Raw genomic sequence first — 17,148 nt, forward strand, 5'->3', positions numbered from 1 at the left:
GGGTTGTTACTCACCCCCGGGAGGACCCACAGCCCGTATCTGCCCGGCCAGCGACGCGTCCGGCGTCCCTTCATGTACCGCGGCTCCGCGGCTCGGAAAGGACGGCGCCCAGTCACCGGCAGCCCCGGGGGGATCGCGGGCCTTGAGGGGCTGGGGGTTGCTCCGTCACCCCCGCTGTGGGCGGTCGCCGCGTCGGCATTTCGGGCATTGGCAGGGCGGCCATGTGGAGGTGCGTAGCGGCGCGAGGTCGTCTGTGCCGCGCACGATGATCTCTGGTTCCCATGTGCGCCCGCTGTTGCGCGAGACGCGCAGAGTGAGCATGGGCCGCCGCTGTCCGCTCACTTGCGCCCCCCATGGGGGTGGCGCCGGATCTCAACGTTGCAGTCCGTCGCCTGCGAGTGGTCGCCCTGGACTGCGGCCTCGCGCCTCTGCCTGTCCAGGGCGGCACACACGTCGCACCCGGGCACCGGATCGGGCTGCTCCGCGGGCGGCGTGAGGTGAACCGGCGGTGCCATTGCGGTCTTCGGACTGCTGCTCATGACCGGGACCGTAGGCCCGGTGAGCAGCGCTGACCCGAGCTGACGGTTCACCCGAACCGTCAGCTCGGGTCAGAGCACACCCATCCGTTCGGCAAGCGCCTCGGCCTGCCGCGCGTGCATCGCCCGGGCACGGCGGACCAGGCCGAGTACCAAATCCCGTGCCATCGGCGCGCGTGCGAGGTCTTCGGGAGCCAGCTGCTCCAGCTCCAGCAGGTGCAGCAGCACCGCGGCGTCCGCGCGGCGCAGGTCGTAGCAGCGCGCCACTTCGAGGGTGAACGTGAACGACCGCTCCAGCGACGGCAGACGGCCCGTGTCCACGGCGTCCGCCAAGCGGAGGGCTTCACTTGCTTCACCGGCCTCCATCTCGATGCTGACTTGGTGAAGCTCCACATTGGTGGGACCGAACACGGTCCACATGACGTTGCCTTCCCCGGCCCGACGGGCAGCGGGTCGCGCGTACCTCGACAGCCGATCGCGGGCTGTCCACCAGTCCCGTCGGCGGGCGGCAGCGACCACGGCCACCAATTGGAGGGCGCCCGCCATTGCGGCGTGGTCCGGGTAGTCCGGCTCTCCTTGCCGGATCTGCGGGCGCAGCCGCTCGATTCCCCGTACGGCGACCTCTTCGGCTCCGTCCGCCGCCTGCGTGGAGAGCAGCACGTGACCGAGATTCCAGCTTGCAGCCGCGATGCGCAGCGGGTCGTCAGCGTCCTCTGCGGCGCGTGCCGCGCGGTCTGCTGCCATCAGGGACAGATCGAGGCGGCCGGTGCGGCGCAGGTAGGAGCGCAGCAGGAAGTACAGGTCAGCGGCCACGCGCAGGGTTTCCCGGTGGGCGGTGGCGTCGGTGCCTGTGCGGCGGACCCGTACGGCGTGCTCGACGTCGGCGATCAAATGGGGCAGCACGGCCGCAGCGTCGGTGAACCGGGTTGGTGAGGTCTGCCAGACGTACCACGCCTGCTCGACGCGCTCCCGCAGTAAGTGGGGCGGAGTCACGGGGTTGCTGTGCGGCGGGCCATAGCCCATCAGCGCCTGGGTGATGGCTTGCGCGGTGGTCTCAGGGGGCGTCGCGGCTGTACCGGCCCTCTCGGTGAGCAGGGCGGCGGTCGGCACGCCGAGCTCCCGGGCGATGGCATGCAGGACAGGCAGGGTCGGGACCTTGATGCCCCGTTCGATCTGCGACAGGTAGTCGGGGGTGATGCCGACCAGACCAGCGATGACGTCTTGGCGGCGGTGCTGGGCCTGGCGGTGGTGGCGGATTCTGCCGCCGATGGGCAAGTCCTGAGCCTCCATGGCCAGCCTCCGTCGACAAGCTGATGTTTGACTCCCCAGCGTAGATGGCTGCTCGACAGCGGGTCACTGCTTCGGCGAGCCGTGTGACAGGCTGGGTGGTCCTCGCGTCGACTCCGGGAGCGGACATGGCCAAGCGGCTCGTGCTGTGGGACATCGATCACACGCTGGTGGATACACGCGGTGTGGGGCGAACTCTGTTCGCCGAGGCGTTCCACCAGGTGACTGGGCGGACGATGGAGCTACAGGCCAGGATTGACGGACTCACCGATCCGGTCATCTTCCGGGAGACGGCGAAGCTGCACGGACTCGATACCGGCCGCGACGATTTCGAGGCGTTCGCGAAGGCGCTCGCCGAGGGCCATCTGCGCCGGATTGCGGAACTCCGCGAGCAGGGACATGCATTGCCGGGGGCAGCCTCGATCTTGGCCGCGCTGGCCCAGTTTCCCGGCGTCGCACAGACTGTGGCGACCGGCAATATCCGGGCGGTCGGTGAGGTCAAGCTCACGGCGTTCGGCCTCGACCGGTACATAGACCTGACGGTGGGCGCCTACGGGGAAGACGCCGACCAGCGCGCCGAGTTGCTGCGGATGGCCCTTGAACGGTCCGGCGTACCGGCGGCCGATGCGGTTCTCGTGGGCGACACCCCGTCCGACGTCCGCGCCGGACAGGATACGGATGTCCGGGTGGTGGCCGTCGCCACCGGGCGGAGCAGCGAACAGCAGCTTGAAGAGGTCGGCGCCGCCGTCGTACTTCCCGATCTGACCGATACGGCGAGCCTGGTCCGCCTGCTGACCGGTTGAGAGCACTGGATGCGCCTGGGCATGGAAGTGGTGCCGCGGGCACCGATCCGCCGCGGCCCGATCAACGTCACCGGTGTGGGCCACCGCGGCGCGGCTCACACCGGTGTGTGGTTCCGCCGCGTCCTGCCTAAGTCATAGTCTCGGGATCATGTTCGCTGCCTACGCCGCCCGCATCGACCGTGACCAGCCGCTCAGCGGCCTCGAACTGGGGGACCGCCCGGCCCCCGAGCCCCGCCCCGGCTGGGCGATCGTCAACGTCAAGGCCGCCTCGCTCAACCACCACGACCTGTGGTCGCTGCGCGGGGTCGGCCTCGGGGAGGAAGCGCTCCCCATGATTCTCGGCTGCGACGCCGCCGGGATCGACGAGGACGGCAATGAGGTCGTCATCCACTCCGTCATCGGCCAGACCGGGCACGGCGTCGGCCCGGACGAGCCGCGGTCCATCCTGACCGAGCGTTACCAGGGCACCTTCGCGGAGCAGGTCGCCGTCCCGGCCTGGAACCTGCTGCCCAAACCGAAGGAGCTGTCCTTCGAGGAGGCGGCCTGTCTTCCGACCGCCTGGCTGACGGCGTACCGGATGCTGTTCACCAACGCGGGCGTACGCCCCGGCGACAGTGTCCTCGTGCAGGGCGCGGGCGGCGGGGTCGCCACGGCCGCGATCGTCCTCGGCAAGGCGGCCGGCCTACGGATGTACGCCACCAGCCGCGACGAGGCCAAGCGCAAGCGCGCCGTCGACCTGGGCGCGGTCGAGGCGTACGAGCCGGGGGCGCGGCTGCCGCAGCGGGTGGACGCCGTGATCGAGACCGTGGGCGCCGCCACCTGGTCGCACTCCGTCAAGTCCCTGAGGCCCGGCGGCACTCTGGTGATCTCCGGTGCCACGTCAGGACCCAACCCCAAGGCGACCGAGCTCAACCGGATCTTCTTCCTGGAGCTGAAAGTCGTCGGGTCGACGATGGGCAGCAAGGACGAGCTGGAGGACCTGCTCAGCTTCTGCGCGGCGACCGGCGTACGGCCCGTGATTGACACCGTGCTGCCGCTGGACCGGGCGCGTGAGGGCTTCGCGAAGATGGCCGAGGGCGACCTCTTCGGGAAGGTCGTCCTGACCGTGTGACCGGCTCACAGCGTGGAGGTGTGCCCGATCGGGCGACCGGGCGCGCGACCGTTGACACCGGGCGGATGGTCTTCCGTGACTTCTCGGTGTGCCCATCGGATGAGCAGGCGAACGGGCCGTCAGGCCACCGATGAGGCAGAGGGGACATGCGATGAACCGTACGCAGCGCAGGGCGCTGGCGCGAGGTGTGATCGGGCTGGTGGCGACGGTGGTCGCCGGCGCGTGGCCGATGGGGACCGCGCAGGCCGACGAGACGCCCACGCACGCGCACAACGGTCCCCGGGTGGGGCTGATCAACACCGGTCAGGTCGACGACCCGATGGAGGATGTGCTGGAGCACACCCTCCTGTTCGGTGACCGCTACACATGGAAGTGACACCGGGCGGGTGCTGACCGCGTCGCGCGAGGCGGGGCGCGGACTTGCGGCATCGGCCACCGGTCCAGGGGCGTGGGGCGGGCGGTTGGGGTTCCGGCAACGGTGCTTCAGGGCTTCGGGGCGCGGAGCAGGGCGCCGAGGTGAGCCGCCGCCGTCGAGAGATGGCGGCGGGCCTCCCGCAGCTGCTCCGCGCTCACCCCGTGGTCGCGGGCGGCGTCACGGACGTCGTCGCGGAAGCGGTCGAGCAGCCGCTCCAGATCCCTGGCGGGGTCGGCGGAGGGGACTCCCGGGTCCTCGGCCCACTCCGGCTGCCCGACGTCGGCGGGTTCCGGCTTCACGTACGGGGGCCAGGCCGTCGTCGGACCGGCGAGCTTGCCGAGATCGCCCATCTGCCGGGCGAGTTCGGTCATTCCGTCGTGGAGCGCGCTTTGCCAGTCGCCCGCGTTCGCGCGCGACTGCACCTGGTCCTGCACGTGACGGGCGATCCGCTGGACCTCCTCCGCGTAGCCCTGGGCTGCCTGCTTGCGCGCCTGTTGCGCCTCCTGCCGGGCCCGGCGGCTCTCCTCCTTCGCCCGGCGGGCCTGCTCCTTCCACTCCTCCTTCGCGCGGCGCATCTCCTCCTTCGCCCGGCGCCAGGCCTCCTTGTCGCCCTCCCAGTCGTCCTTTCCGACGTGGGCCGTACGGGCCTCCCGGGCGGCGGCGCGCATCTCACGGCGGAGGTCGCTCGCCGATCCGCGGACGTCCTCGCGGATCTCGGCGGCCAGTTCGGAGACCGACTCGCGGATCTCCTGCTCCAGCTCGGCGAGCTCGCCCTGACGATCGGCGAGTTCGGCCAGGCCGGCGTCGGTGATCGAGTAGACCTTGCGGCCGCCCTCCGTGGCGTGGGTGACCAGGCCCTCGGCTTCGAGCTTGGCGAGGCGGGGGTAGACGGTGCCGGCGGACGGAGCGTAGAGGCCCTGGAAGCGCTCCTCGAGGAGGCGGATCACCTCGTAGCCGTGGCGCGGCGCCTCGTCGAGCAGCTTGAGGAGGTAGAGCCGCAGTCGGCCGTGAGCGAAGACGGGAGGCATTCAGAGCACCTTCTTGTCGGCCGTGTGGGCCTGAGGGGCCTTGTCGGCGGGGACGTCCTGCGGTGTGTCGTCGGTGGGCGGGCGGCGCAGGAGTGCGATGGCGCCCGAGACGGTCGTCGCCTTGAGCCGTCCGGTGCCGGCCCCGAGCGTGCCGGTGATCTTCTTGGCGCCCCACTGGCCGGTGACCCGCAGATCGTCGAAGGCGCAGGAGACCGGGCCGCTGGTGGTGTTCGCCTCGACCCGGGCATCGGCGGGGTGTGGCAGCCGGATCGCGATCTCGCCGGAGACCGTGGTGAGGTTGATGTCGGTGCCCGCGTCCGTGGGGGCGAGATCGAGGACGACATTGCCGCTGACCGACTCGGCGCGCACCGCGGAGCCCGCACCCTCGACGACGGTGAGGTCGCCGGAGACGGAGTTGAAGCGCAGGCCGCCGGTGACCGCCTGGGCCTCGACGCGCCCGGAAACGGTGTCCGCGCGGACGGCGCCGGTCAGGCCCAGGAGTGTGCTGTCGCCGGAGACGCCGCGCAGGTCCGTACGGCCGGAGATCCCGGAGACGACGGCACCGGCGCCGACGACGCCGACCTCGACACGGGTGTCGGCGGGAACGGTCAGGGAGACGACGGCGCTGCGGTTCCGGCCCTTGCGGTCGAACCACTTGAGGAAGCCCTTCCAGGGCAGGTCGTCGTACGCGACGGTCAGCGTCCCGTTCTTGTGGGTGACGGTGAGCGGTGGGCCGTGTAGCTCGCTGATCTCGAGCCGGGCGGGGCCACCCGACTCGGTACCGACGACGTTGACCGTGCCGCCGACCGTGCGCACCTGCACGGCGGTGACGGGCTCCTCGAGGGTGAGCTTCTGCGGCTCGTCGACTGACCACTCGGACCGGGCTGACATCCCTGACCTCCTCGGCGTGGACGCGTACGCAATATATCGCGTCTTCTCTAGACACGATATATCGCGGATGGCGGAAGTCAAGAAGTGCCGACGCCGGGCGCTCGTGCGGCCTGCGCCGGCTCACCCGTTACATGTCGTCCTCGTCGTCGAGGCGCGCCAGCCAGGTCGCCAGCCGCTCGACGGGCACCTCGAAGTCCGGGTTGAGATCGACGAACGTCCGCAGCTGCTCGGCGAGCCACTCGAAGGTGATCTCTTCCTCGCCGCGTCGCTTCTCCAGCTCCTCGATGCCGCGGTCGGTGAAGTACAAGGGGTGCTCCAGGTCCAGTGGTGTCTTCCGGTCTAAGGGTATGCGCGCCATGACCGCCATCTCGGGCCCGATGGAGGGACCCCGGAGATCCATGGCCAGCGGTGAGGAGCCGGGCCCGGCGGGGCGCTCGACGCGGGCCCGACGTCGCAGGGCCCGGCCCGCGTGTGCGGAGCCGGGCCCTGGCGTCTGTCGCGATCGGTGCGACAGCCGCGGGTCAGATGTCGAAGACCTCGCTGACCAGCGCCTGCTGCTCCGCCTGGTGGCGCTTCGCCGAGCCCACCGCGGGGGAGGAGGAGTGCGGCCGGGAGACCCGGCGCAGCCGCTCCGCGTGGGGGATGTCGGCGCCGACCGCCAGTTCGAGGTGGTCGATCAGGTTGAGCGCGATGAACGGCCACGCACCCTGGTTGGCGGGCTCCTCCTGGGCCCAGACGAACTTCTCCGTGTTCGCGTACTTGGCGATCTCGGCCTGGAGCTCCACGCCCGGCAGCGGGTAGAGCCGCTCGAGCCGGATCACTGCCGTGTCGCGGGCGCCGCGTCGGTCCCGCTCCGCGGCGAGGTCGTAGTAGACCTTGCCGGAGCAGAAGACGACCTTGCGGACGCCTGCGGCAGCCACCGCGCCGGAATCCACCGCGGGGTCGCTGATGACCGGGCGGAAGCCGCCGTCGAGGAACTCCTCGGTCTTCGACGCCGCCGCCTTCAGCCGGAGCATCGACTTCGGGGTGAAGACGACCAGCGGCTTGTGGTGCGGGTTGTGGACCTGCCAGCGCAGCAGGTGGAAGTAGTTCGACGGCAGCGTCGGCATGGCGACCGTCATGTTGTTCTGGGCGCACACCTGGAGGAACCGCTCGATACGGGCCGAGGAGTGGTCCGGGCCCTGGCCCTCATAGCCGTGCGGCAGGAGGAGGGTGACGCCGGAGGTCTGGCCCCACTTCTGCTCGGCGGAGGAGATGAACTCGTCCACGACGGTCTGCGCGCCGTTGACGAAGTCACCGAACTGGGCCTCCCACATCACCAGGGCGTCCGGCCGGGCCAGCGAGTAGCCGTACTCGAAGCCCATCGCCGCGTACTCGCTGAGCAGCGAGTCGTAGACGTTGAACCGGCCCTGGTCCTCGGACAGGTAGAGCAGCGGGGTGTAGTCGTCGCCGGTCTGCCGGTCGACGAGCACCGCGTGCCGCTGGCCGAAGGTGCCGCGCCGCGAGTCCTGGCCGGCGAGCCGCACCGGGGTGCCCTCCAGCAGCAAGGAGCCGATCGCCAGCGTCTCGCCCATCGCCCAGTCGATCGAGTCGTCCTCGACCATGGCCGCGCGGCGCTGCAGCTGCGGCAGCAGACGCGGGTGGACGGTGATCCGGTCGGGGATGTTGACCTGCGACGCGGCGATCCGCTTGACGACCTCGGCGGAGATCCCGGTGTGCACGGCGACCGGGAACTCGGGCGTCGGCTCGGGAACCTGGGCGGGGGCCGGGTGTGACGTGGCGTCGCGCACTTCGGTGAAGACCTTCTCCAGCTGGCCCTGGAAGTCCTGCAGGGCCTGCTCGGCCTCCTCCAGCGTGATGTCGCCCCGGCCGATGAGGGACTCGGTGTAGAGCTTGCGCACCGAGCGCTTCTTGTCGATCAGGTCGTACATCAGCGGCTGGGTGAAGGACGGGTTGTCGGCCTCGTTGTGACCGCGGCGGCGGTAGCAGATGAGGTCGATGACCACGTCCTTGTTGAAGGCCTGGCGGAACTCGAAGGCCAGCCGCGCGACGCGGACCACGGCCTCTGGGTCGTCGCCGTTGACGTGGAAGATCGGCGCTTCGATCATGCGCGCGACGTCGGTGGCGTACATCGAGGAGCGGGACGCGGTCGGGGCGGCGGTGAAGCCGACCTGGTTGTTGATCACGATGTGCACGGTGCCGCCGCAGCGGTAGCCGCGCAGCTGCGACATGTTCAGCGTCTCGGCCACGACGCCCTGGCCCGCGAAGGCCGCGTCGCCGTGCAGCTGGACCGGCAGGACCGTGAAGTCCGTGCCCGCCTTGCCGATGATGTCCTGCTTGGCGCGGGCGACACCCTCGACGATCGGGTCGACGGCCTCCAGGTGGGAGGGGTTGGCGGTCAGCGATACCTTGATCTGCTCGCCGTCCAGGCCGGTGAAGGTGCCCTCGGCACCCAGGTGGTACTTCACGTCGCCGGAGCCGTGCATCGACTTCGGGTCGAGGTTGCCCTCGAACTCGCGGAAGATCTGGGCGTACGACTTGCCGACGATATTGGCGAGGACGTTGAGCCGGCCGCGGTGGGCCATGCCGATGACGACCTCGTCCAGGCGCGACTCCGCGGCCGAGTCGAGGACGGCGTCGAGCAGCGGGATGACGGACTCGCCGCCCTCCAGCGAGAAGCGCTTCTGACCGACGTACTTCGTCTGCAGGAAGGTCTCGAACGCCTCGGCGGCGTTCAGGCGGCGCAGGATCCGCAGCTGCTCCTCGCGCTCCGGCTTGGAGTGCGGGCGCTCGACGCGGTCCTGGATCCACTTGCGCTGCTTCGGGTCCTGGATGTGCATGAACTCGATGCCGGTGGTCCGGCAGTACGAGTCGCGCAGCACGCCGAGGATGTCGCGCAGCTTCATCATCGACTTGCCGGCGAAGCCGCCGACGGCGAACTCGCGCTCCAGGTCCCACAGGGTCAGACCGTGCTCGATGATGTCGAGGTCGGGGTGCTTGCGCTGCTTGTACTCCAGCGGGTCGGTGTCCGCCATGACGTGGCCGCGGACCCGGTAGGAGTGGATCAGGTCGAAGACGCGGGCGGCCTTGGTGACGTCGTCGTCGTGGCTGACGTCGATGTCACGCAGCCAGCGGACCGGCTCGTACGGGATACGCAGCGACTCGAAGATCTCGTCGTAGAAGTCGTTCTCGCCGAGCAGCAGCTGGTGCATGATCCGCAGGAACTCGCCGGAGGCGGCGCCCTGGATCACGCGGTGGTCGTAGGTGCTGGTCAGCGTCATGACCTTGGAGACGCCCAGCTTGTTCAGGGCGTCCTGGGAGGTGCCCTGGAACTCGGCCGGGTAGTCCATCGCGCCGACGCCGATGATCAGGCCCTGGCCGGGCATCAGACGCGGCACGGAGTGGACAGTGCCGATGCCGCCGGGGTTGGTCAGCGACGCGGTGACGCCGGTGAAGTCCTCCATCGTCAGCTTGTTCGCGCGGGCGCGGCGGACGATGTCCTCGTAGGCCTGCCAGAACTCGAAGAAGTTCAGTGTCTCGGCCTGCTTGATCGCGGCCACGACCAGCTGGCGCTCGCCGCTGGGCTTGACCAGGTCGATGGCCAGGCCGAGGTTGACATGCTCGGGCTTGACGAGGGTCGGCTTGCCGTCCTTCTGCGCGAAGGAGTAGTTCATCGACGGCATCAGCTTCAGCGCCTGCACCATGGCGTAGCCGATGAGGTGTGTGAAGGAGACCTTGCCGCCGCGAGCGCGCTTGAGGTGGTTGTTGATGACGATGCGGTTGTCGAACAGCAGCTTCACCGGCACCGCGCGGACGGACGTGGCCGTCGGCAGCTCCAGTGAGGCGCTCATGTTCTTCGCGACGGCCGCGGAGGGGCCACGAAGCGGTACGAACTCCGGTCCCGCTGCGGGGGCCGCCGGCTCAGCTGCCTTGGCGGCAGCAGCCGCCGGCCTGGCCGGAGCGGTGGCCGGCTTCGCCGGGGCGGCCGCGGCGGCGCTCGGCGCGGTCGTGGCACCGGCGGGCGCACCAGGCGCGGCCTGTGCGGCCCCCGCGCCCGCACCACTCGGGGCCGTGGTGGCAGGGCGGGCTTGCTGGGCGGCCGGGGCCTGTGCGCCTGCGGTCGCCGGAGCAGCGGCCTGCGTCGGCGCGCCCGCACCGGGTGCGGCCTGCTGCGCAGCCCCTGCCGCGGCGGCGGAGCCGCCTGCGGGCCCCGTTCCGGCCTTCGGCGGCGCAGCCGCCGACGTGCCCGGCTTGTAGTCGGCGAAGAAGTCCCACCAGGCTCGGTCGACCGAGTTCGGGTCCTGGAGGTACTGCTGGTAGATCTCGTCGACGAGCCACTCATTGGGGCCGAACGAGGCCGCGGGGGACTTCCCCTGACCGTCTTCGTCGGTCGTGGGGGCCCCACCCGGCCGGAGGCTGGGTGAACTCGAGGTGTTGGGGGACTGTGGCGACACGGCGGCAACCGCCCTCTTCCGCTTACCTAAGGTGGTGGACAGCGGAAATAAAGGCTACGCCTCTTACCCGGTCATCTGCAGTCCGGGCGGGTCAGTCGTCATGCACGTCACATTGATCGACTGGTTTCGGAGCGGAATCTGGCGGGAAATATCTGAGGTTCCGCTCCTGTGCGGATGCGCCCCACCCCAGGCGCGGGCCGTTCCCGCGCCAGTACTGCCACGCCCGGTCGGACTCTACGTCAACCCTGATCCTGGGTTCGGCCCGGGAGAGTGACGCGGATCCGGCACCCGCGGGCGGATTCGGCCACACCGATGCTGCCCCCGTGCAGATCGACCGCCCAGCGTGCGATGGCCAGCCCGAGTCCCGTGCCGCCGTCGCTGCCCGGCCCGTGCGGTGTGGACACGCAGCCGCGGTTGAAGCGCTCGAAGATGCGGTGCCGCTCGGACTCCGGGATGCCGGGGCCCTCGTCCAGCACCTCCAGCTCGAGGCTGCCCGCCCCGGCGCCGCGGCGGGCACGGAGCGTGACGCGTCCGTGGGGCGGGCTGTGCTTGACCGCGTTGTCGACCAGATTGGCCACCACCTGGTGGAGCCGCTCGGCGTCGGCGTACGCGGCGAGCTCCGGCGGCGAGACATCGAGGTGCAGATGGACGTCCGTACGGCCGCGGGCGCCGCGCCCGTTCTGCCCGACGGCGGCCGCCGCCATGTTCGCCTCTCTCAGCACCCCGGACAGATAGGGCCAGACCTCGAAGCGCCGGGCCCGCAGCGGTACGACACCGTTGTCCAGCCGGGACAGGTCGAGCAGGGTCTCGACCAGCCGTCCGAGCCGCTCGGTCTGCCGCAGCGCCGTGCGCATCGTCTCCGGATCGGCCTTCGAGACCCCGTCCACGACGTTCTCCAGCACTCCGCGCAGCCCCGCGATGGGCGTGCGCAGCTCGTGCGAGACATTTGCCACAAGCTCCTTGCGGTGGCGGTCGACGGCCTCCAGATCGGCGGCCATGTGGTTGAAGGTCGCGGCGAGGTCGCCCAGCTCGTCCCGGCGCTCGGCCCGCACCCGCCGGCTGTAGTCGCCGTTCGCCATCGCGCGGGCGACGGTCTTCATCTCGTCGAGCGGGGAGGTGAGGCCGTGCGCCACGAACTGCGTGATCAGCATCGTGGCGATGATCGAGAAGATGGTGACGATCCGCAGCTCGGTGTCGGTGTGGATCGCCACGAACACCAGCAGCGTGGTGATCGTCACCGACACGATGACCAGCGCGCCGAGCGCTGCCTTGACCGAGCGGTACGGGTCGAGCGGCCGCATCGCCTCCCAGAGCCGGTCCCACACACCGCGAACGGCGGACGGCCCCGGACGTCTGCCCCGCTCGGGCCGCCGGTGGTTCACGACGCTGGGGCCGCCGGAGTCTCGAGCGCGTAGCCGACCCCGTGCACGGTACGGATCCGCTCCGCGCCGATCTTGCGCCGCAGTGCCTTGATGTGGCTGTCGACGGTGCGGGTGCCCGAGGCGTCCGCCCAGTCCCACACCTCGGCGAGCAGCTGCTCGCGGGAGAGCACCGCGCGCGGGGTGTTGGCCAGGCAGACCAGCAGGTCGAACTCGGTCGGCGTCAGATGCACGTCCTCGCCGCGCACCCGGACCCGTCGCTGCGCGTGGTCGATCTCCAGCTCGCCGAGGCGCAGGATGCCGGTGCGCGGGGTGGTCGCGGCCTGTGCCGCCCGTTCCACGCGGCGCAGCAGCACATGAACCCGGGCCGCCAGCTCGCGCATCGAGAACGGCTTGGTCATGTAGTCGTCCGCGCCGACCCCGAGGCCCACCAGCATGTCGGTCTCGTCGTCGCGCGCGGTCAGCATCAGCACCGGGACCGGCCGCTGGGCCTGCACCCGGCGGCAGACCTCGAGCCCGTCGAAGCCTGGCAGCATCACGTCGAGGACGAGCAGGTCGGGCTGCCAGGCCTCCGCGGTGTCCACGGCGGCGGGGCCGTCCATGGCGGTCTGCACCTGGAAGCCCTCGGCGCGCAGCCGGACCGCGATGGCGTCGACGATCGTCGCGTCGTCCTCCACCACGAGCACGCGGCGCTGGGCGCCGGGGGTGGCCGCCGCGCTGCCCGCAGCTACGTTCTGTGTCTGCTCCATCGTCCGTCCCCGCATGTCCCCGCGATCTGCGTCTTGCATGGCGGTCTGGGTACCTCCACGCCTTACGTCGCTGCTCGGAGCAGCGTACGGGCAGGGTGCGTGCCTCGGCTACGCAGGCTGCTCAGCGGCGAACCGCGAGGTGGACGGCGTCGGGGACGCCTCGGGCAACCATGATCTCTTCGGTGCGTACATTGGCAAATCCGGCATTCCGCAATGCCTCCTCGAAGGCGGTGGACGGCCTCGCGGACCACACGGCGAGCACTCCGCCGAGGGCCAGCCGCGCGCGGCAGGCCGCGAGCCCGGCGGGCCCGTAGAGGCTCTCGTTGTCCTCGGTGACCGTCCAGTCGGGGCCGTTGTCGATGTCCAGGCACAGCGCGTCGTAGTCCCCCGCAGCGTGGGCTGCGTGGGTGGGGGCACCCGCAGTGCCGGCTGGGGGAGTGCCCCCATCGAGAGCGGTGCGGAGGTGCTCCACCAGGTCGGCGTGGACGATCTCGGTCCGCGGGTCGGCGAGCGCTGCGGCGGACAGCCGCGCCAGCGGGCCGGTGCGGTGCCAGTCGATGACGGCCCGCTCGCGCTCGACGACGGTGATTCGTCCCCAGCGCGGCTCGGCGGCGGCGTGTGCGAGCGAGAATCCGACGCCGAGGCCGCCGATCAGCAGGGCGGGGGAGGGGCGGTCCGCCGGAAGCGCCGCCAGTGCGGCGTCGATCAGCAGCCGCTCGGACCGCCCGTCCGAAGTGTCCATGAGGAAACAGCCGTTGGCGATGATCTCGAAGTGCTCGCCGCGCTGCCGCAGCACGACCTCGCCGTACGGGCCCTCGCGGCGGTCCAGGGTGACCGGCGCGATCTGCTCGCTGGGCAGGGGCATGGGCGGGACCGGCTCCTCATCCTCGACGCGTCTTTGCGCCGCCAAGGTTAACGAGGGCGTGCCGCATGCCACGCCCGAGAGAGCCCGTGGCCACGGGCGACGGCGACGAAGGACGCTCGCTGTGCCGGTGCCGGGTTCCTCGCGCGGGAGCCCCGCCACCGGCGCCCGTGCGGCGCGAGTGGGGAGGCTTCCCGCTGTGGTGTGCGTCAGAAGTAGGCGTGCGGGGAGCCCGCGCCCTCCGGCCGCGGACCGCGCACCGCGAGCAGCGCCGCCCCGGCCGCGAACATCGCGCCTGCCGTCCACCACGCCGCGGTCTGCGGGCCCGGCTGCATGGGCCAGGCCCACACGGCGGCCGGCCCGCCGGGTTTCCGCGGCGCCGTGAGGTAGACGGGCCCGAGGTACACCAGCGCCGGGAGCCAGCTGAGCCGGGCGCCGAGCCGTGCGGCACTCCCGGCCGTGAGCCCGGTGACCCCGACGGTGTTCCGGACCATGGCAGGGGCGCCGAACGTCTCCGGATGGCCGGGCACAGACAGGGCGAGCAGCGCGGCCGCCACCGCGGTAAGGGCGACCAGGTGCCCGAGGTGGCGCGGCCACCACGGGCGTACGGCCGTCCGGTTCCAGCTCGTCGGCGGGGCTGTACAGGCCCGTGCCGATCGCCGCCGACGCGAGCAGGGGCGCCGGCACGACGACCGTCACCCGGGTGGAGGGGCCGAACTGCGGCTGCTCCAGCAGCCAGTGCGCGCACCAGGCGGCCACGACCGCGCCGGTCAGCAGCGTGGCCACGGTGGCCGGGAGGACCTCGCGCACGGTCTCCGGGTCGGTGCACCGCCGGGCGAGCCGGGCGGGCAGCCAGCCGGCATGCCGGTCGTACAGCACACCCAACGCCTCTGCGTCGCCCGCCGCGACGGCGTGCAGCAGCTCCGCATCGCCCGGCGGTGTCTCTGCCCTCACGGGCCGGAACAGTCTCACGCCCCTCTATCGCTCCGGCTGCCGCCTCCGGTTCACGGCTCGGGGACCGGCGGTCGCCCACCAGCGCTCACGGGTGATCGCTCACAGCGAACGCACACCGGGGAACACCCGAGGCGGCCGATGCATTGAGTCAATAACGCTCAACTTGACTGCCGAAGGGGAGATCATGGCTTCGACGTCCACATCGCTCATCCTGCCCGCGCTGCCGCTCGACGACGAGGTCGTCCTCCCCGGGATGGTGGTGCCGCTGGATCTGTCCGACACGGAGGTGCGGGCCGCCGTCGAGGCTGCGCAGGCCGCGGCCCGATCCAAGGGCGGCGGCAAGCCACGCGTGCTGCTCGTGCCCCGGATCGAGGGGACGTACGCGGCCGTGGGCACGCTCGGCACCGTCGAACAGGTGGGGCGGCTCTCCGACGGCGATCCCGGCGCGCTCATCCGCGGCGTGAGCCGGGTGCGCATCGGGGCAGGCACCACCGGGCCTGGGGCCGCGCTCTGGGTGGAGGGCGTCCGGATCGAGGAGGTGACGCCCGACCCGCTGCCCGGCTCGGTCACCGAGCTGATGAAGGAGTACAAGGCCCTCGCTACCAGCTGGCTGCGCAAGCGCGGCGCCTGGCAGGTCGTGGACCGGGTCCAGCAGATCGACGACGTCGGACAGCTGGCGGACAACTCCGGCTACTCCCCGTTCCTCTCCGTCGAGCAGCGCGTCCGGCTCCTGGAGACCCTCGACCCCGTCGCCCGGCTCAAGCTCGCCACCCAGTGGCTCAGCGACCACCTCGCCGAGCAGGACGTCGCCGAGTCCATCGCGAAGGACGTCCAGGAGGGCGTCGACAAGCAGCAGCGGGAGTTCCTGCTCCGCCGTCAGCTGGAGGCGGTCCGCAAGGAGTTGGCCGACCTCAACGGGGAGCCCGGGGACGAGTCGGACGACTACCGCGCCCGCGTCGAGGCGGCCGATCTTCCGGAGAAGGTACGGGAAGCGGCGCTCAAGGAAGTCGACAAGCTGGAGCGGTCCTCCGATCAAAACCCCGAGGGCAGCTGGATCCGCACCTGGCTGGACACCGTCCTGGAGTTGCCCTGGAACGTGCGGACCGAGGACGCATACGACATCCCGGGCGCGAAGGCCGTGCTCGACGCCGACCACGCCGGTCTGGACGACGTGAAGGAGCGGATCACCGAGTACCTGGCCGTACGGAAGCGGCGGCTGGACCGCGGCCTCGGCGTCGTCGGCGGCCGGCGGGGAGGCGCGGTGCTCGCCCTCGTCGGTCCGCCCGGCACCGGCAAGACCTCGCTCGGGGAATCGGTCGCCCGCGCGATGGGCCGGAAGTTCGTCCGGGTCGCGCTCGGTGGCGTGCGGGACGAGGCCGAGATCCGCGGCCACCGGCGCACGTACGTCGGCGCGCTGCCCGGCCGGATCGTCCGCGCCATCAAGGAGGCCGGATCCATGAATCCGGTGGTCCTGCTCGACGAGATCGACAAGGTGGGCTCCGACTTCCGCGGCGACCCGGCAGCGGCGCTGCTCGAAGTCCTCGACCCCGCCCAGAACCACACCTTCCGGGACCACTACCTGGAGGTGGAGCTGGATCTGTCGGATGTGGTCTTCCTGGCGACGGCCAATGTCCTGGAGGCCATCCCGGAGGCGCTGCTCGACCGGATGGAGCTCGTCCGCCTCGATGGGTACACCGAGGACGAGAAGGTCGTCATCGCCCGCGATCACCTGCTCCCGCGCGAGCTGGAGCGGGCGGGGCTCGAGCCCGGCGAGGTGGTCCTGGAGGACGCCGCCCTGCGGCGGCTGGCCGGGGAGTACACGCGCGAGGCGGGCGTACGGAACCTGGAGCGGTCCATCGCCCGGCTGCTCCGCAAGGTCGCTGCCCAGCACGAACTCGGCAAGCGGGAGCTGCCGTTGACCCTCGGGCCGGACGGGCTGCGGGAGTGGATCGGGCGGCCGCACCACGTGCCCGAGTCGGCCCAGGACCCGGAGGAGCGGCGTACCGCCGTGCCGGGCGTGGCGACCGGACTCGCGGTCACCGGTGCGGGCGGCGACGTGCTGTACATCGAGGCGTCGCTCGCCGACCCGGAGACCGGCGGCAGCGGGTTGCAGCTCACCGGCCAGCTCGGTGACGTCATGAAGGAGTCCGCGCAGATCGCGCTCTCCTTCCTCCGGTCGCATGGCGCCGAACTGGAACTGCCCGTCGGCGACCTGAAGGAGCGGGGCGTGCACCTGCACGTCCCGGCCGGTGCCGTGCCCAAGGACGGGCCGAGCGCGGGCATCACCATGACCACCGCCCTCGCCTCGCTGCTCTCCGGCCGGCAGGTGCGGGCGGATGTGGCGATGACCGGCGAGGTGTCGCTGACCGGCCGCGTGCTGCCCGTCGGCGGTGTCAAGCAGAAGCTGCTCGCCGCCCGCCGTGCCGGTATCACGACGGTCGTGATTCCGAAGCGGAACGAGGCCGACCTGGACGATGTGCCGGCCGAGGTGCTCGAGCGGCTGGACGTCCAAGCGGTGAGCGACGTCCGGCAGGTGCTCAAGCTGGCGCTGGAACCCGCCCGCAGCCGGCCGGACACGGAGGTTCCGGTCGCGGCGTGAGCGCGGCGTCAGCTGCTGCGGGCCAGCCCCGCCGGGCACGGTGGCGTACGGCCCTCCCGCGCGGGGAGGGCCGCGCGCTC

The 17,148-nt window shown here is 71.3% G+C and carries 14 protein-coding genes; 4 read left to right on the plus strand and 10 right to left on the minus strand.

What is annotated here, in order from left to right:
• Positions 1-338: 338 nt before the first annotated feature.
• Positions 339-539 (minus strand): hypothetical protein, encoded by a 201-nt coding sequence (locus ACTWQI_RS07580; RefSeq protein WP_443268694.1) that lies wholly within the window; start codon positions 537-539, stop codon positions 339-341.
• A 69-nt stretch (positions 540-608) separates the two neighbouring features.
• Positions 609-1,826 carry a helix-turn-helix domain-containing protein gene (locus tag ACTWQI_RS07585; protein ID WP_443268696.1) on the minus strand — a complete coding sequence of 406 codons (1,218 nt, stop codon included), beginning with the start codon at positions 1,824-1,826 and terminating at the stop codon, positions 609-611.
• Between the two features lie 125 nt (positions 1,827-1,951).
• On the opposite strand from ACTWQI_RS07585, the gene ACTWQI_RS07590 reads away from it, so the two are divergent.
• The 3 genes from ACTWQI_RS07590 to ACTWQI_RS07600 all read left to right on the plus strand — a co-directional run bounded on the left by ACTWQI_RS07590 (position 1,952) and on the right by ACTWQI_RS07600 (position 4,113).
• Positions 1,952-2,626: an HAD family hydrolase gene (locus tag ACTWQI_RS07590; RefSeq protein WP_443268698.1), complete on the plus strand. Its 675-nt coding sequence runs from the start codon at positions 1,952-1,954 to the stop codon at positions 2,624-2,626.
• A gap of 148 nt (positions 2,627-2,774) precedes the next feature.
• Positions 2,775-3,737 carry a zinc-binding dehydrogenase gene (locus ACTWQI_RS07595; protein ID WP_443268700.1) on the plus strand — a complete coding sequence of 321 codons (963 nt, stop codon included), beginning with the start codon at positions 2,775-2,777 and terminating at the stop codon, positions 3,735-3,737.
• Positions 3,738-3,888: 151 nt separating this feature from the next.
• Entirely contained in the window at positions 3,889-4,113 is a 225-nt protein-coding gene (locus ACTWQI_RS07600; RefSeq protein ID WP_443268701.1) for a hypothetical protein, read from the plus strand.
• Positions 4,114-4,220: 107 nt separating this feature from the next.
• On the opposite strand, the gene ACTWQI_RS07605 is transcribed toward ACTWQI_RS07600, so the two are convergent.
• The 8 genes from ACTWQI_RS07605 to ACTWQI_RS07640 form a co-directional block, all read right to left on the minus strand.
• Entirely contained in the window at positions 4,221-5,180 is a 960-nt protein-coding gene (locus ACTWQI_RS07605; protein ID WP_443268703.1) for a PadR family transcriptional regulator, read from the minus strand.
• Positions 5,181-6,071, minus strand: coding sequence for a DUF4097 family beta strand repeat-containing protein (locus ACTWQI_RS07610; RefSeq protein WP_443268705.1), 891 nt, complete (start codon positions 6,069-6,071; stop codon positions 5,181-5,183).
• Between the two features lie 127 nt (positions 6,072-6,198).
• Positions 6,199-6,378, minus strand: a complete 180-nt coding sequence (locus tag ACTWQI_RS07615; protein WP_443269327.1) for a DUF6104 family protein — start codon at positions 6,376-6,378, stop codon at positions 6,199-6,201.
• A gap of 214 nt (positions 6,379-6,592) precedes the next feature.
• Complete coding sequence (locus tag ACTWQI_RS07620; protein WP_443268707.1) at positions 6,593-10,525, minus strand: multifunctional oxoglutarate decarboxylase/oxoglutarate dehydrogenase thiamine pyrophosphate-binding subunit/dihydrolipoyllysine-residue succinyltransferase subunit; 3,933 nt, start codon at positions 10,523-10,525, stop codon at positions 6,593-6,595.
• A gap of 239 nt (positions 10,526-10,764) precedes the next feature.
• Complete coding sequence (locus ACTWQI_RS07625) at positions 10,765-11,826, minus strand: HAMP domain-containing sensor histidine kinase (RefSeq protein WP_443269328.1); 1,062 nt, start codon at positions 11,824-11,826, stop codon at positions 10,765-10,767.
• A 77-nt stretch (positions 11,827-11,903) separates the two neighbouring features.
• A complete protein-coding gene (locus ACTWQI_RS07630; protein ID WP_443268709.1) occupies positions 11,904-12,653 on the minus strand; it encodes a response regulator transcription factor in 750 nt (249 codons plus the stop codon).
• Between the two features lie 121 nt (positions 12,654-12,774).
• A complete protein-coding gene (locus tag ACTWQI_RS07635; RefSeq protein ID WP_443268711.1) occupies positions 12,775-13,518 on the minus strand; it encodes a spermidine synthase in 744 nt (247 codons plus the stop codon).
• 206 nt (positions 13,519-13,724) lie between these two features.
• Complete coding sequence (locus tag ACTWQI_RS07640; RefSeq protein WP_443268713.1) at positions 13,725-14,072, minus strand: hypothetical protein; 348 nt, start codon at positions 14,070-14,072, stop codon at positions 13,725-13,727.
• A 581-nt stretch (positions 14,073-14,653) separates the two neighbouring features.
• Between ACTWQI_RS07640 and lon the strand changes: the two genes are divergently transcribed.
• Positions 14,654-17,068: an endopeptidase La gene (gene lon, locus ACTWQI_RS07645; protein WP_443268714.1), complete on the plus strand. Its 2,415-nt coding sequence runs from the start codon at positions 14,654-14,656 to the stop codon at positions 17,066-17,068.
• Positions 17,069-17,148 lie beyond the last annotated feature (80 nt).

Source organism: Streptomyces sp. KR80 (genome assembly GCF_052245555.1).
GTDB lineage: Bacteria > Actinomycetota > Actinomycetes > Streptomycetales > Streptomycetaceae > Streptomyces.

What these genes read in the sequence shown, in the direction of transcription:
- ACTWQI_RS07585 (WP_443268696.1), bottom strand. Translation starts at nt 1,826, where the DNA reads ATGGAGGCTCAGGACTTGCCCATCGGCGGCAGAATCCGCCACCACCGC.
- ACTWQI_RS07580 (WP_443268694.1), bottom strand. Translation starts at nt 539, where the DNA reads ATGAGCAGCAGTCCGAAGACCGCAATGGCACCGCCGGTTCACCTCACG.
- ACTWQI_RS07600 (WP_443268701.1), top strand. Translation starts at nt 3,889, where the DNA reads ATGAACCGTACGCAGCGCAGGGCGCTGGCGCGAGGTGTGATCGGGCTG.
- ACTWQI_RS07595 (WP_443268700.1), top strand. Translation starts at nt 2,775, where the DNA reads ATGTTCGCTGCCTACGCCGCCCGCATCGACCGTGACCAGCCGCTCAGC.
- ACTWQI_RS07635 (WP_443268711.1), bottom strand. Translation starts at nt 13,518, where the DNA reads ATGCCCCTGCCCAGCGAGCAGATCGCGCCGGTCACCCTGGACCGCCGC.
- ACTWQI_RS07625 (WP_443269328.1), bottom strand. Translation starts at nt 11,826, where the DNA reads ATGCGGCCGCTCGACCCGTACCGCTCGGTCAAGGCAGCGCTCGGCGCG.
- ACTWQI_RS07605 (WP_443268703.1), bottom strand. Translation starts at nt 5,180, where the DNA reads ATGCCTCCCGTCTTCGCTCACGGCCGACTGCGGCTCTACCTCCTCAAG.
- ACTWQI_RS07610 (WP_443268705.1), bottom strand. Translation starts at nt 6,071, where the DNA reads ATGTCAGCCCGGTCCGAGTGGTCAGTCGACGAGCCGCAGAAGCTCACC.
- ACTWQI_RS07590 (WP_443268698.1), top strand. Translation starts at nt 1,952, where the DNA reads ATGGCCAAGCGGCTCGTGCTGTGGGACATCGATCACACGCTGGTGGAT.
- lon (WP_443268714.1), top strand. Translation starts at nt 14,654, where the DNA reads ATGGCTTCGACGTCCACATCGCTCATCCTGCCCGCGCTGCCGCTCGAC.
- ACTWQI_RS07630 (WP_443268709.1), bottom strand. Translation starts at nt 12,653, where the DNA reads ATGGAGCAGACACAGAACGTAGCTGCGGGCAGCGCGGCGGCCACCCCC.